Raw genomic sequence first — 14,003 nt, forward strand, 5'->3', positions numbered from 1 at the left:
AATATAACAGTAGGTTATAAGAATTTTTGTTTAATATACTCGCCATTATCACAATAGCTTCCTCTTAATGAACCCTCAAGATCTCCTCGCCTCATTTGCGGCAGCTTTTGGCCAAAGTAATCGCCTTATTAGTCTGCAACTGGGTGATGGGGCGGCTTGGGGCGAGCAGCTATTACCACAAACAATCAGCGGAAAAGAAGGGCTTAATCAAGCTTACTGCTATCAGATAGATTGCTTATCTCCTGATGGCGTTATAGAGCTTAAATCCTTGCTTGGTTTGGCCGTTGTTTTATCGGTAGCTGATGCGGATGGGGGTGAGATTGAGCGTTGCGGGGTCATTTGCCAGGCGCAATTACTCGGCTCGGATGGCGGCTTTGCCAAATATGCGCTGACGGTAGAACCGCCGTTTGCCTTACTTCGCTACCGCCGCACTTCCCGCGTGTTCCAGGATTTATCCGTCCCCGATATTGTGAAACAGGTACTGGCTGAGCATCAGGACAAAAATCCGGTGTTTGCCTCGGTGCAAATGCTGGATTTCAAGCTCTCCGGCACGCATTCACCGCGATCCTATTGCTTACAATACCGCGAATCCGATTTCGATTTTCTGACACGATTATTAGCAGAGGAAGGCTTAGCCTGGTTATTTAATCATTTGCCGGGCAATAGCCCTCAGGTTCAGTTGTTTGTGTTTGATGATGCTTTTGCAATTGCAGAAGCGACAGATCCATTTGTTAGATTTCACAGAGCTGACGCCACGGAAGAGAGCGATACTCTGACTGAATGGCAGAGCCAGCGGCAAATCGGCAGCAGCAGTGTATCGCTTGCCAGCTTTGATTACAAAGCCACCAGCACCAACGAAAGTTTTGATGAAAGTAGCATCGATCAGGGTGATGGCGGCCAGCAGCTGCAGGTAAGTTTCGAAGATTATGACCCGCAATCGCTCTATTACGCCAGCGACGCGGAAGGCTTAAGCCACTATGCTAACTTGCGTCAGCAGGCATTGGATGCCAAAAAGAAATCCTTTACCGGCTCTGGTACTTTACGCAGCCTGCAGGCCGGGCAGTGGTTCCGCCTGGAAGATCACCCCGCGCATGAATGGGATAGCGCCGAGCAGCGTGAATTTGCCGTGACCGAGCTAAAATTTACCGCCAATAATAATTTGCCTGCTGATTTAACCCAGCAACTTAGCTTAGTCGCCCCCGGCTTATTCGCAGGAGCGGCTTTAGCCGAAAATACCCTCCCTTATCGAGCCGATTTTACTGCCCAAAGGCGCGGCCAGCCGACCGTGCCCGCTTTTGCCCATATCGAACACAGCAAGCCCAAAAGCTTTGGCGTGCAAACCGCCACCGTGGTGGGCCCTGCCGGATCAGAAGTCCACACCGATGAGCAAGGGCGCATAAAAATAGAATTCCACTGGCAGCGTACGGCTGAGCACCCTGAGTTTGGTGCAAACCTGGATGACAAGTCATCCTGCTGGATACGTGTTGCCTATCCATCAGCGGGCGCGGGCTGGGGCCACCAGTTCATCCCGCGCATCGGTCAGGAAGTTTTAGTTGATTTTATCGAAGGCGACATCGACCGCCCGATTGTCACCGGCGTGGTCCATAACGGCAGCCATCCTGTGCCAACATTCAGCGGCGCTGGCGCTCTGCCCGCCAATAAAACATTATCTGGTATCAAAACCAAAGAGCACGAGGGCGGCCAATACGGCGAGCTGCTGTTTGATGATACCAAAGGCGAAGTGCGCACCAAACTATCCAGCGAGCACGGTAAAACCCAGCTTAACCTTGGTTACTTAATTCACCCAAGAACTGACGGCAAGGGTGAGCCACGCGGCGAAGGCTTTGAGCTGCGCAGCGACAAACAAGGTGCTATTCGCGCCAGCGGCTTGCTGATCAGTACGGAAGCCAAAGGCGGTGCAAGCGGTAAGCAACTCGATCACAGCCCCGCGCAAAGCCAACTTGAGTCAGCTTTAGCGTTAGCCCAAAGCCTGGGTGAAACGGCAACGAATCAGCTTGCCGATACGATTGAAACCGGTGATGGCGATAAAACGGTTAAGCCAGATAACAGCGCAGGCAACAGTGCCAGCACCGGCCATCTGTACCATCATGTGCACGCCAGCAAAAGCTTCGAGGCAGGCAGCAATGCCGATCAAGATGGCAAAACCAAATCCAAAGAGCAGGCAGGGCAACAAAACATCATCCTGCTGCACGGTGAGGACGGCGTCGCCATCACCAGCCCGCAAAGCCAGACACTCACCGCAGGCACCAACCTGGATCTGGTCGCGCAAAGAGACAGCAACCAGACCTCTGGCCGCCGCTGGATTCATAACGTGGGTCAACACATCAGCCTGTTTGTAGCCGGGGTAAAAGACCAAGTCGCCCTTAAACTAATCGCAGCCAAAGGCAAAATTCAGCTGCAGGCGCAGAGTGACGATATTGAAATCACCGGCGACAAAAACGTCAAAATCACCGCCTGCAAAGAAAGCATTACGGTGGTGGCCAAAGACGAAATTCTGATGACTGCAGGTGGCGGCTATATCCGGCTAAAAGGCGGCAACATCGAAATTCACTGCCCGGGGAAGGTAAGTATTAAAGGGGCGAGCCATGATATGAGCGGGCCAACCAGCTTGAAACTGGCTCTGCCAAACATGCCTAAGAGTAAATTCACTCCGCCCAATTCACTCCCATTTTCTGAATAATTAATACTGGCAAATATCCATGATCATTAGTCCTCCTTTACTTAAAACAGCCCAGGGTAATCAATCCGATGAGGACTGGTTAAAAGGGCTGATGCCTTTTGAATCCAAGGGCAATTATCCAATTAGCAGCTTATTAGCTTGGCACGGTGGCCAACATATTGAGCACACGGATACGGGAACAAGGGGCGAGCCTGTACGTGCAATTGCAGATGGTAAAGTGATGTTTGCCCGCAAGCCTTCGCCTTTAACGGGAGAAAATGCAAAGCCTGATCTCGCGATTAATGGTGGTAGTAGTGATGGCTGTGTCATTATTAAACACAACACTGAAATTGGAGAAGGCCCGGAGGGGCAAGTGGAGTATTACTCCATCTATATGCATCTGAAACAGGTGTTTGTTCAAAAGAATCAACCCGTATATCGTAAAACTGAATTGGGCTCTGTCGGCCAGTGTAATGGCAACAATGCCATGCATATGGAAATCATTTGTGATGACGCTAATTTAAAAAAATAGTTGGTCGTGAAGAAGGTGACCTAGATTTAAGTAAAGATGGCCGTATGGATGTTGTTTATGGGGATATACACTTTTATCTTCCTGCGGGCCCCTTGTGTCAGGATAGTTGAGATACTCCCTTTTCAGGGATTCCAACTTATTTAGGGGGCTGGTTACTGATCATGTCGCGTATTCCCAAGGCTCGTAAAGATGCCATTTTAAGCAAAATGCTTGCTCCTTACCCGGTCAGCATCCGGCAGTTAGCATTGCAAGAAAACCTCTCCGAAGCCACGTTGTACAATTGGCGAAATCAACTTCGTCAGGAGGGCCGCCCCGTGCCCGAACATCATCGCAGCAGTGAAAACTGGTCTGCCCAAACCCGCTTTGCCGTGGTTGTTGAAACCATTGCTATGTCAGAAATCGAACTGAGCGAATATTGTCGTGCCAAGGGTTTATTCCCGGAGCAAGTTAAGCAGTGGCGCAATCTCTCCATTCAGGCCCAGGGCCTGGCTGAAATCAGCACGCCGGAGCAGGCGCAGGAAAACAAAGCGCTGCGTAAGCAAAACAAGCAACTGGAACGGGAAATTCTGCGTAAAGATAAGGCACTGGCGGAGGCGGCAGCGTTGCTGATTCTGCAAAAAAAGGTGCGCGCCCTTTGGGGCGAACCAGAGGAAGATTAACCTCACTGGAGCAACGGGAGCGGCTTACCGCATGGATCAAACAGGCGTGCCATGCCGGTGTGAGCTTATATCGCGCTTGCGAAACCATCGGTATTTCGGTGCATAGCTGGTATCGCTGGCAAGCGGCGGGTAAGGTGACTGCGGATCAGCGACCCTTGGTTAAACGGAATGATCCGGTGAATAAACTCAGCGAAACGGAGCGCCAGGCGATTTTATCGGTGTGTAACAGCCCGCGTTTTAACAGCGTCCCGCCCAGCCAGATCGTGCCCATCCTCAGCGACGAAGGGCATTATTTAGCTTCTGAATCCACAATGTACCGCGTACTGCGGCAAGCCAATCAACTACAGCATCGCGGTCGGGCCGCCAAGGCGGTACGTAAAGCCAAACCGACCAGCTTCACCGCCACCGGCCCGAATCAAGTCTGGATGTGGGATATCACCTGGTTACTGGGACCGATAAAAGGCAAGTATTACAAGCTGTATATGATTGAAGACCTGTTCAGCCGCTATCCGGTGGGCTGGGAAGTGCACGCAGAAGAAACAGGAGAACTGGCCGCTGAGCTGCTGCAACGCAGCGTACTGGCCCAGCGTTGCAGTATGAATCCACTGGTATTGCATTCAGACAATGGTGCGCCAATGAAAAGCTATACCCTGAAAGCCAAGCTGGAGATGCTGGGGATCGCCTCCTCATTTAGCCGCCCCCACGTCAGCAAGGACAATCCGTACGCAGAATCTTTGTTCCGCACGCTGAAATACTGGCCTGCCTGGCCGCATAAAGGCTTTGCCAGTCTGGATGAAGCAAGGCAATGGGTGAGGCGCTTTGTGGATTGGTACAGCCATACGCACCGGCACAGCGGCATTCAATTTGTCACGCCATCACAGCGGCATCAAGGGCAGGACAAAGCGCTGTTAGAAAAGCGCCATGCGGTTTACCAAACCGCCCGTTTGGCGCGGCCGGAACGGTGGCGCAACACGACCCGGAACTGGAGCTGGCAAAACGAAGTGCAATTGAACCCGGACCGGGCCATTGAGCCTAAAACAAGCGAGGAATTACAGGTCGCTTAAATCGCAAAAACATCTCAACTACTTTGACAATTGCCGCGGGAGCAACATTTTATGGGGCACAGCCTAGTGCAAATTCACAAACAGGGGCTGGCACGCCAGCCTATATCTCCACGACACCACTATTTATCTCAATGCGTTTTGAAAAAGGCAATTGTAAAATGTCAACGCGGTAAGAAAACAGTTAATTATTTACGGCAGACAAAATAGATGAAAAATTTTATTAAATTTCTATATATTTGTATTCTATTTAGTGAATCTGCTTATGCAGGTGATAAAAAATGGTATGACGCTGAATCTTTACGTTGCTATAGAAATCAAGATGAATTTTTAAGGACAGAATATGGAGGTAGCTATAAAGATGATGAAAATATTGTAATAAAAAAATTACTTTCATGAAAAATTTAGAAAGTAAATATTTTTGGGTTTTGGATGTTACACCCTCCATTAATGTAACGCGAAATCTGTTGGTTAAAAAACAAGATGATGAAGTGTGCCATTTGTTGATTATTCCAGAAATGAGCACTAATGATTTCAAGCTCGGATCGAAGGGTGGGCTTCCCAATAGAGTAATTGCTTCTGATACGCCTTCATTTGGTTTTGATCAAAAAACAATAGTTTTTGAATTAAATAAAAGTACAGAAAAATACTCTCCAATTACATGCAAGCAGGTTAATAAAAATAAAGTTGTAAATTGTACCGAATTGTTTTGATTCACAAAAAAACGAAAAGGAAAGAACAGGGTCGGCTCTAATATTCCAACAAAAATTTTTGAAAATTAGACCTGATCTCGTTCACATGCTAATAGATGAAATATAAATGAAAAAATATTCGTATTTTAATTTATTTCGATTGTTATTCTTGCTGGTTCCAAGCGCATTTTCTTTTTCAAACTCAAAAATTGAGTTTGCTAGTGAGGGAGTGCAGCTTAATATCCCAACGAATGCTAAATTTATAATTGGCCACGTGAGAAAACTAGATGAAGATAAAGGTAGCTGTTTTGATGTTAAATCTAAAGTTGGCAAGAAATTCATAGGCGAATTCTGTTTTTTATCTAGAAACAATGACTTATCTTCGGTGGGTATTGTGCCGTATGGGAACATATCCTGATATTGCAAGCAGAGGTGAGAAGCCTGCTTCAGGTTTGGTTGTCACTACAGGGGCTTCATATTACCCAATGGAACAATTTGATATTAACTTTCAAGGGGCTTATGCCGCCAAAATTGATTGTGATTTAGATAATGGTTTGATTTACAGAGGGACTTCAACATGTCATGTGGGACTGTCAAAGCTAGATAATGGCAATTTCTTATATGGTTTTTTGGTGATGAAACAAGATGCCAGTAAAAAGAATGTTTTTTCTGCCAGTGACGTTAAAAAGATATGGAACCTGTTTACAAAGATTTGAATTAATAAACTCACGTATAAATCATTGATTCATAGCAATTTTTTATTTGTATTAAAATTTAGGTGGTGTATATTTTTAATATGAAAAATAAAATGAGTAAATGTTTAGTTTGTTTTTCATTGTTGATTGCTTCGCTTTTAGCTTTTTCTAATGAGCTTATGAATAGATTTAGCCCAATGAATAATGTCTTTGTAGTTGTAAATAAAAAAATGACACTCTTCATGTTACTGCTACATTTAATGATGCAGAGGTACTGCAAAGTTTTTCTATTGAAAATGAAGCAGCACTTGATTTTCAAGTAAAGGATTATAATTTTGATGGATATAAAGATTTTTCAATTTCTTACACTGACTTAGGTATGGGAACCTACAAAATATATAACGTGTATGTTTTTGATTATAAAAATAAAAAATTTGAACAGTTAACTCCTAAATGCGGAGATGAATTTATTAACTTAAAAATAATCTTGAAAAGCAAACAATTGTGGAGTACTTACTATTCTAATTTTGAACCAAAAACATGTAAAATGAATTTTAAATGATTGAATAAATTTCTTTTTGTGAATATAGTAAATACAGTGGATTTTGAGGTAATTTTTACGTGCAATGGTCGACAAAAAGTTGAAATGTTCCATAATTAAATAGGGGTTTTTATAAATTGGAAAGGTGGCCTGAAATCGACTCATGCAGCAAAAGATATTTTATTGGATTTTTAACATGGGGATTAAAGACTATCTACTACTTTTTGTGTTTGTTTTTGACTATGTTGGTGCTGAAAATATTATAGCTTCCAGAACTTCGGAAAGTTCTTTATCTTTTTCAAAAGAAGGTAAGTCTTTTTTATGCAAGACGAAATTCAGATATAAAAATTTTAATTATTCAAATGATGGGCAGTTTTTAATTTTTTACTCTCTTGAGGCAGACTATAAAAATACTATTCAATCAGGTTTTGTTGATTTATTGTCGGCATATGAAAATTGTAGTAGTGGACTTAAATTGGGGATAAATCCTGCTCCAAAGTATGAATTAATAGTTGATGTAAATAAAAAATCAAATATTTTGATCACAAAAAGCTATTATTTGTATAAAACAGGTGCTGTAAATAATATTGATGGGAGATGGCTTATTAGTGTGTGGAGGTATAAAGATTTGCAGCCAATAATCTTTCCTTTTAGCCCTCTTAAAAATGAGTATAAATACATTTACCGCTCCGAATTAAATTCCGAATTGTTAAATAAGGGGTTTGTTCCACCAACTCCAATGGATAATAGAGAAGATGCGGTCTCTACGTTAAAGGTTAATTTCATTTCTGATGATGGAAAGTATATAGCACCAGTTGGAGTGACCTGTAGCCCTTTTTTAGGTGAAGTTTGGGATATTGAAATAAAAGAAAAAGTATCTTTTGATGGGCTGGATGAAAATACTCGTGCTTTGAAATGTAGTGATATTTTTAAGTGATGCGGCAATATGGATTATGGTAATCCTCTTCGATGATTTTGATCATGGGTGTGTTTTTTAATTTTATAAAGCAATTTTAAAAACGATTCGTATCCGTCCAATAAACCAATCTATGAAAAAAGCAACATTGGTTACTCCTGATATTTGGCATCATATTTCATATGAATAAAGCGAGGTCTTTGTGATTGGTGGCAATAGCAGGAAGTGTAAACCCGCGTTTTCTACTCTTGCGCCTGAGGTGCAAGAAGTGATTTTACAATTTAACTCTGGCCCTGCAGGCGTTCATCCCGGCCCTGAGCAGCGAGAAATTCAGTTACTCATGATGCAGCGTATTGCTCATGCCTGGGGTGGAGCGTGCTTATCTGAAGAGTATTCGGGTATCCAGACGCATCTATCGTTTAGTTGTAGCAAAGGGCATCAATGGGAAAAAACGCCAGCGATGATTTTATCCGGGCATTTTTGCTCCGTTTGTAATAGTCGCAGCAAAAAAGCACTTAAGGCCATGCAGGCATTGGCTACCGAGCGCGGCTGGCATTGCTTATCCGCCAGCTTGAGTCTAAAAATCGTCAGCTTCGTTCGGATAACGATTTTTTAAAAGAGCATCTGTCTCCTTTGCCCGTGAATAGAAAATAAGTCACACCGTTGTGACCCAGAGGAAAAATGAGGCGTCAGAGACTCAAGCATGTCATTTATTGAATATCAGGCGAGCGGGCTATTACGCCGCTCAGCAACGCGCTAAACAGCAGATGATTTGTGTTGCAAGCAGACATTTGATAAGCAGCGTTTGCCGAAAGTCAGTAAACCTTTGGTCGTCGTCAATTTAACCCTGCGGCGCCGAATGTCGCATGGGCATCAGATACCACCTATATCCGCACGCGTTCGGGCTGGCTGTATTTGGCCATGGTGTTGGGGGGAATCTTGCGCAAAATCATTGGCCGGGCAGGCATCCGACGATGCCAGCGGATCTGGTTTGCCGCGCCTTGAAGATGCCCATCGCAGCCTGTAAACCATCCTCGAGTTTAGTGCTGCATTCGGATCGGGGCCATCTGTGAATTGTTATTGTTCAATTATCCCGGAGATCAATTTAGTTCACTGATTAAGAATACGATTATCTTCGATCGCCGTGATTGCTTTGATTTTTATACCAGGCTCTGTTGATATTTAATTCACAATTGCAGTCATCTGCAGCGCAAAGGCTTTTATTTAATATGGGAGGCTTTGGCTGCGAAGTAATCCAGTAGTTTTTACCATGGATTTTATTATCGCAATGATTGGTTTTATATGCATAAGGCATGGTGAAATTGCATGGGTTTTGCCTGGCCGGGCCGTAAGATAAAAATAATGCTTTGATCCTTATAGATCCCTTGTTTATGATCAATCCTTTCTGTCTTCACAGTTGAATATGTCTACATATCCCAGCCCTTCATTTGAACAAAAAATTTGTCCGCCCGAAGAATTGGCCGCAAGGCTGGCCGGCTTGCCACGTCCTTTAGTTTTTACCAATGGCTGCTTTGATATTTTGCACCGTGGTCACGTGACGTGTCTGGCGCAGGCACGCGCTTTGGGGGCGGGGCTGGTGGTTGCGATTAATACTGATGCCTCGGTAAAGCGCCTTGGCAAGGGGGATGACAGGCCGGTGAATCATACCGAGCAGCGCGCTGCGGTGCTGGCGGCTCTGGAATGCGTGAGCCTGGTAACATGGTTCGATGCCGATACCCCGCTGGATGTTATTCTGGCCATCCGCCCTGATGTTCTGGTTAAAGGTGGCGACTGGGCACCCGAGCATATTGTAGGTAGTAATCAGGTTCTGGAGTGGGGTGGCAGTGTGCATTCTATTCCTTTCCTGTTTGCAACTTCCACCACTGAAACTATTAAGCGGATTCGTCAAAAATCATGAGTATCCAAAATAATTTATTGGTTGATTTTGTAAATGATCTGGGCGGGCAGGGGTATTTACACCCGCCGTTTTTTGCCCAGCTGGGCATGCTTTTGTTTGCCCTGGCATTTGCCTGGTGGGTGAATCGCAGCGTAAAGCGCCGAGTAAGCCCCGATCAGAACAGCTGGCTCTGGCGTATGGGGGGGAAGGATTACTGAGGGCCTTTTTCCCTTTAAATGCCTATTTATTGGTTATTTTATCGGGCGTTATTCTTAAAATTTGGTTTGTGCCGCCTTTTAAGCTAATTGCCCTAGCAAGTGTGCTTCTTCTGGCGATGGCCAATATTCGCATTCTGGTTTATGTGATTCGCCGCGTTTTTGATGGTGCATCCTGGGTGATGCGCTGGGAAAAATATATTGCGGGGATTATCTGGTTTGTTTATGCCCTGCACGTTTTAGGGATCTTGCCAGAAGTGGCTGAAATGCTTGATAGTATTAGCCTGCCGCTGGGCAAAGCGCATATTTCGGTGTTAACCATCGGACAGGGCCTGCTGTCTGTTGCTGCAACCTTACTGATTGCCATGTGGATGGGGCGCGAGCTGGAGCGGCGCCTGATGTCCAGCCAGATGATGGATATGAATGTTCGCGTGGTGCTGTCCAAAATATCCAGTGTTTTACTGCTGATTATTGCTATTGTGATCGCTCTGCCACTGGTGGGGATTGATCTAACCGTATTATCGGTTTTTGGTGGTGCGGTGGGTGTGGGCCTGGGCTTTGGTTTGCAAAAAATTGCATCTAACTATTTATCAGGCTTTATTATTTTGCTCGATCGTTCTATCAAAATAGGCGATTTAGTTCAGATTGATAATCGGTTGGGTACCATCAGCAGTATTACGGCGCGTTATGTCGTTTTAAAATCTGCAGATGGCACCGAGGCTTTGGTGCCAAATGACACGCTGATTACTTCCACCGTGGTGAATCAGTCATATAACGATAAATCGGTCTGGGTTTCCTTGCCGATTCAGGTGGCCTACGGGACTGATTTAGATTTTGTATTAGAATTATTGCGTTCAACCACCGAGGGTGAAGAGCGCATTTTAAAAGATCCGGCACCTAATGCCCTTGTTTCAGCTTTTGCAGATAGTGGCATCAACCTGCTTCTGGGCTTTTGGCTGGCCGATCCTGAAAATGGCCAGCTTTCTTTGCGATCTAGTCTAAATCTAAAGATCTGGCGTGCATTTCAAGAGCACAATATTGAAATTCCTTACCCCCGTCGCGAAGTCACTTTGCTTAACTCTGCAACTTGATGGGCAAGTCTTGCGTAGAATCTGTGCTTACAAAAAATAAAGCAGGCTGCAAGCCTGTGTGGAGATAAAAAAATGACCTGGCTTAATGGGTTGATTGATCTGCCTTGGTGGGCTTACATTCTGGTAGCCTTGGTGTTGACACATATTACGATTGCGTCGGTAACGATTTTTTTACACCGTCATCAGGCGCATCGTGCACTGGATTTACATGCGATTGCCAGCCATTTTTTTCGCTTCTGGCTTTGGTTAACGACAGGGCAGATTACCAAAGAGTGGGCGTCTATTCACCGCAAGCACCATGCCAAATGCGAGACGGCGGAAGATCCGCACAGCCCGCAAATTTACGGCATTAAAAAAGTCTTCTGGGAAGGCTATGAGTTGTATCGTGCAGAAGCTGCCAATAAAGAAACGATGCAAAAATATGGCCACGGCACGCCCGATGACTTTTTAGAGCGCCATCTTTACAGCAAGCACAATACGCTTGGCCCTGTGCTGATGCTGCTGATTAATTTCTGTTTATTTGGTGCAAATGGGATCTGGATCTGGGCGGTGCAAATGATCTGGATCCCCTTGACTGCCGCTGGCATTATTAATGGAATCGGGCATTATTGGGGTTATCGCAATTTTGAATGCGAAGATGCTTCAACCAATATTGTCCCCTGGGGGATTATTATTGGCGGTGAAGAATTGCACAATAATCACCACACCTTTGGCACATCTGCCAAGTTGTCTTATAAATGGTTTGAATTTGATATTGGCTGGATGTATATCCGCAGTTTGCAGGCAATGGGGCTGGCAAAGGTGCGTAAAATTGCACCCAGGATGACTTTATCTGCAGCGGTAAAACGCGAATTGGACGAGGCTTCTTTACAGGCAATTATTGCAAATCGTTATGCCATTGCCGCTAATTATGCGCGGACATTAAAAGGAACGGTTGGCGAAGAAATTGAGCGTATGCGTAATAGTGCTAAATTGTCGCAAATTGATTTTGATCCGGTGCGGCAAATGAAAATCTGGTTAAAGCAAGATGCTAAAGACACGCCGGAGCAGGATCAGAAAATCCTGGCAAAGGTGCTGGCAGAAAGCACGGTGCTGGAGCAAATTTACCAGATGCGCCAGGAATTAACTCGTTTGTGGGAGCGCTCTACCTTATCCCGCCCGGAGCTGGTAAAGCTGTTACAAGATTGGTGCAACAGAGCCGAAGCCAGCGGTATCGCCGCGCTGCAAGACTTCTCATTCCGGCTGCGCACAGTCGTTTGATGGTAAAAAAGGCGAACGATGGTTCGCCTTTTTTGTGTTTTCTATATACTTGAAAAAAGATCTGTAGACACAGAGAAAAAATAAATTAATTTATAGTTTAAGAATATGGTTTGCTATTTAGGTAAATATCTGATGAGTTATGCTGAAGTGCTTAAATAATATAAACCGTGCAACTTATTCAAAATAAAAATTTTATATTCATTCTGTTTTTCTCCGTGAGCTCTGTGTTTTTATTTATCTTTGTGTTTACAGATCTTTTTAGTTTTCCTTCAATTCAAAGGGAGTTTTAAATGTCTTCAATTCAACGCTATCACGTTGGCCCGCGTTTATCTGAAATTGTGGTGCACAATAATACGGTTTATCTGGCCGGGCAAATTGCAGAAAATCTGGAAGCTGATGCAAAAAGCCAAACCGTTGAAATATTAGGCTTTATTGATAAATTATTGGGTGAAATTGGCTCGGATAAACAAAAGATTCTTTCGGTGACAATTTATCTGGCTGATATGGCCGATTACGATGCGATGAATATCGCTTGGTCGGAATGGGTGCCTGCCGGTCATACTCCTTGCCGGGCTACAGTTGAGGCCCGTTTGGCAGATCCGCGTTACAAAGTGGAAATGTCCGTGATCGCGGCCTTGTAGATACCGTCTTGCCGGTCAAGCATTTTGATACTCAGCTTGATACTTTTTCTGTGTTTTCAGCACGCCGAAGCTCAGGTGTACCAGTTTGCGCATGCAAGCGCCCAAGGCAGACATTTTGCTCTTGCCTCGGGCAAGCAAACGTTCAAATAAGGCTTTGACGTGGGGGTTGTATTTTGTGGCAACAATAGCGGCCATATAAAGTACTGCACGTATTTGCGAAGGGCCAGCTTTGGACAGTTTAGCGCGACCTAATAGTGACGAACCTGATTGTCGCTCGACCGGCACCAAGCCCAAATAGGCCGATAGTTGTTCGGCTGTATTGAACTGATGCATGTGCATCACAGCCAACAATTGTGTCCCACTTTGCGGTCCAATTGCAGGGATGCTTTGTAGTAAATCCAGGTCATTTTTCAGTCCTGGATGGCGGTCGATGTGATCGTCGATTTGGCTTTGCAGCTTTTTGAGTTGCGCGTTTAGAAAGGCGATGCTGTCGTTAATCGACTGATGAATCAGCTCTGGTGTAACAGTCGACTGTGCTTTTTCTTGGCGATTTTGTTCGCGCAGCAAGTCTTGCAGAATCGCTTCGCGGCGGGCAAGAAACCCTTTCAAAATGCGGGCTTCGGGCGGCGGAGGCAGCCACGCGGCAGGGTTAATCATGGCGCAGTAACGTGCCAGCACTTGGCTATCAACGCCATCGGTTTTGGTGCGAACAGCGAGGCCTTGGCCAAAATGTTTGACCTGTGCGGGATTGGCAATCGAGACGCACACGCCAGCATCATGTAGCAGCGTAGCGGCTAATTCGTGATACACGCCAGTGGCTTCCATGGTGACGTGCAACTGATCATGAGGGATGTGATTTTTAGTCAGCCAGGCCAGTAAATCGGCGAGACCTTTGGCGGTATTGGTAACGACTTTGGCTTTGCCTTTGAGCGGGTCAAGCTGGGTTAGCAAATAACAATCGAGTTTAGCTTTAGCCACATCCATACCAAGATAAAACATGAGAACTCTTCCTGTAAAAAAGCCTAATTCGCCCACTTGCCTTGTGCATACAGGGTCAGCGCCCTTGGCTACCGTTCAGTGTCTGATTTGGCGAAAGAAGAGAGGCGAAGGGTTTGATCTACAA

Annotated in this window: 15 protein-coding genes; 14 read left to right on the forward strand and 1 reads right to left on the reverse strand. The window is 45.2% G+C overall.

All coding sequences use genetic code 11. The features are described from left to right. The first annotated feature begins 67 nt into the window (after window positions 1-67). The 14 genes from EJO50_RS16295 (at window position 68) to EJO50_RS16355 (ending at window position 12,880) form a co-directional block, all read left to right on the forward strand. Window positions 68-2,701 (forward strand): type VI secretion system Vgr family protein, encoded by a 2,634-nt coding sequence (locus tag EJO50_RS16295; RefSeq protein ID WP_125975931.1) that lies wholly within the window; start codon window positions 68-70, stop codon window positions 2,699-2,701. Between the two features lie 19 nt (window positions 2,702-2,720). Then, window positions 2,721-3,212, forward strand: coding sequence for a M23 family metallopeptidase (locus EJO50_RS16300; protein ID WP_125975933.1), 492 nt, complete (start codon window positions 2,721-2,723; stop codon window positions 3,210-3,212). Window positions 3,213-3,373: 161 nt separating this feature from the next. Then, a protein-coding gene (locus EJO50_RS16305; protein ID WP_373280519.1) for an IS3 family transposase occupies window positions 3,374-4,935 on the forward strand; the annotation gives its coding sequence in 2 pieces (ribosomal slippage) (window positions 3,374-3,845 and window positions 3,845-4,935; 1,563 coding nt in all). 207 nt (window positions 4,936-5,142) lie between these two features. Then, complete coding sequence (locus tag EJO50_RS16310) at window positions 5,143-5,331, forward strand: hypothetical protein (protein ID WP_125975935.1); 189 nt, start codon at window positions 5,143-5,145, stop codon at window positions 5,329-5,331. Then, window positions 5,328-5,645 carry a hypothetical protein gene (locus EJO50_RS16315; RefSeq protein WP_125975937.1) on the forward strand — a complete coding sequence of 106 codons (318 nt, stop codon included), beginning with the start codon at window positions 5,328-5,330 and terminating at the stop codon, window positions 5,643-5,645. The genes EJO50_RS16310 and EJO50_RS16315 overlap by 4 nt, the downstream gene beginning before the upstream one ends. 380 nt (window positions 5,646-6,025) lie before the next feature. Then, window positions 6,026-6,340, forward strand: coding sequence for a hypothetical protein (locus tag EJO50_RS16320; protein ID WP_125975939.1), 315 nt, complete (start codon window positions 6,026-6,028; stop codon window positions 6,338-6,340). A 337-nt stretch (window positions 6,341-6,677) separates the two neighbouring features. Further along, complete coding sequence (locus EJO50_RS17855) at window positions 6,678-6,881, forward strand: hypothetical protein (RefSeq protein ID WP_444542842.1); 204 nt, start codon at window positions 6,678-6,680, stop codon at window positions 6,879-6,881. A gap of 175 nt (window positions 6,882-7,056) precedes the next feature. Then, on the forward strand, window positions 7,057-7,797 hold the full coding sequence (locus tag EJO50_RS16325; RefSeq protein ID WP_125975941.1) for a hypothetical protein: 741 nt from the start codon (window positions 7,057-7,059) through the stop codon (window positions 7,795-7,797). A 247-nt stretch (window positions 7,798-8,044) separates the two neighbouring features. Continuing rightward, complete coding sequence (locus EJO50_RS16330; RefSeq protein WP_125975943.1) at window positions 8,045-8,392, forward strand: hypothetical protein; 348 nt, start codon at window positions 8,045-8,047, stop codon at window positions 8,390-8,392. A gap of 807 nt (window positions 8,393-9,199) precedes the next feature. Beyond that, window positions 9,200-9,694, forward strand: a complete 495-nt coding sequence (gene rfaE2 / locus EJO50_RS16335; RefSeq protein WP_125975945.1) for a D-glycero-beta-D-manno-heptose 1-phosphate adenylyltransferase — start codon at window positions 9,200-9,202, stop codon at window positions 9,692-9,694. After that, window positions 9,691-9,891 carry a hypothetical protein gene (locus tag EJO50_RS16340; protein ID WP_125975946.1) on the forward strand — a complete coding sequence of 67 codons (201 nt, stop codon included), beginning with the start codon at window positions 9,691-9,693 and terminating at the stop codon, window positions 9,889-9,891. The genes rfaE2 and EJO50_RS16340 overlap by 4 nt, the downstream gene beginning before the upstream one ends. A 116-nt stretch (window positions 9,892-10,007) precedes the next feature. Beyond that, complete coding sequence (locus EJO50_RS16345; RefSeq protein WP_125975948.1) at window positions 10,008-10,979, forward strand: mechanosensitive ion channel family protein; 972 nt, start codon at window positions 10,008-10,010, stop codon at window positions 10,977-10,979. Window positions 10,980-11,051: 72 nt separating this feature from the next. Beyond that, window positions 11,052-12,239 (forward strand): DesA family fatty acid desaturase, encoded by a 1,188-nt coding sequence (locus tag EJO50_RS16350; protein WP_125975950.1) that lies wholly within the window; start codon window positions 11,052-11,054, stop codon window positions 12,237-12,239. A 290-nt stretch (window positions 12,240-12,529) separates the two neighbouring features. Beyond that, entirely contained in the window at window positions 12,530-12,880 is a 351-nt protein-coding gene (locus EJO50_RS16355; protein ID WP_125975952.1) for a RidA family protein, read from the forward strand. Between the two features lie 15 nt (window positions 12,881-12,895). Here the strand turns inward: EJO50_RS16355 and EJO50_RS16360 are convergent, their stop codons facing one another. Continuing rightward, a complete protein-coding gene (locus EJO50_RS16360; RefSeq protein ID WP_125971014.1) occupies window positions 12,896-13,879 on the reverse strand; it encodes an IS110 family RNA-guided transposase in 984 nt (327 codons plus the stop codon). Between the last annotated feature and the right edge of the window lie 124 nt (window positions 13,880-14,003).

This window comes from Iodobacter ciconiae (assembly GCF_003952345.1).
Lineage (GTDB): Bacteria > Pseudomonadota > Gammaproteobacteria > Burkholderiales > Chitinibacteraceae > Iodobacter > Iodobacter ciconiae.

What these genes read in the sequence shown, in the direction of transcription:
- EJO50_RS16295 (WP_125975931.1), top strand. Translation starts at nt 68, where the DNA reads ATGAACCCTCAAGATCTCCTCGCCTCATTTGCGGCAGCTTTTGGCCAA.
- EJO50_RS16300 (WP_125975933.1), top strand. Translation starts at nt 2,721, where the DNA reads ATGATCATTAGTCCTCCTTTACTTAAAACAGCCCAGGGTAATCAATCC.
- EJO50_RS16310 (WP_125975935.1), top strand. Translation starts at nt 5,143, where the DNA reads ATGAAAAATTTTATTAAATTTCTATATATTTGTATTCTATTTAGTGAA.
- EJO50_RS16315 (WP_125975937.1), top strand. Translation starts at nt 5,328, where the DNA reads ATGAAAAATTTAGAAAGTAAATATTTTTGGGTTTTGGATGTTACACCC.
- EJO50_RS16320 (WP_125975939.1), top strand. Translation starts at nt 6,026, where the DNA reads ATGGGAACATATCCTGATATTGCAAGCAGAGGTGAGAAGCCTGCTTCA.
- EJO50_RS16325 (WP_125975941.1), top strand. Translation starts at nt 7,057, where the DNA reads ATGGGGATTAAAGACTATCTACTACTTTTTGTGTTTGTTTTTGACTAT.
- rfaE2 (WP_125975945.1), top strand. Translation starts at nt 9,200, where the DNA reads ATGTCTACATATCCCAGCCCTTCATTTGAACAAAAAATTTGTCCGCCC.
- EJO50_RS16340 (WP_125975946.1), top strand. Translation starts at nt 9,691, where the DNA reads ATGAGTATCCAAAATAATTTATTGGTTGATTTTGTAAATGATCTGGGC.
- EJO50_RS16345 (WP_125975948.1), top strand. Translation starts at nt 10,008, where the DNA reads ATGGCCAATATTCGCATTCTGGTTTATGTGATTCGCCGCGTTTTTGAT.
- EJO50_RS16350 (WP_125975950.1), top strand. Translation starts at nt 11,052, where the DNA reads ATGACCTGGCTTAATGGGTTGATTGATCTGCCTTGGTGGGCTTACATT.
- EJO50_RS16355 (WP_125975952.1), top strand. Translation starts at nt 12,530, where the DNA reads ATGTCTTCAATTCAACGCTATCACGTTGGCCCGCGTTTATCTGAAATT.
- EJO50_RS16360 (WP_125971014.1), bottom strand. Translation starts at nt 13,879, where the DNA reads ATGTTTTATCTTGGTATGGATGTGGCTAAAGCTAAACTCGATTGTTAT.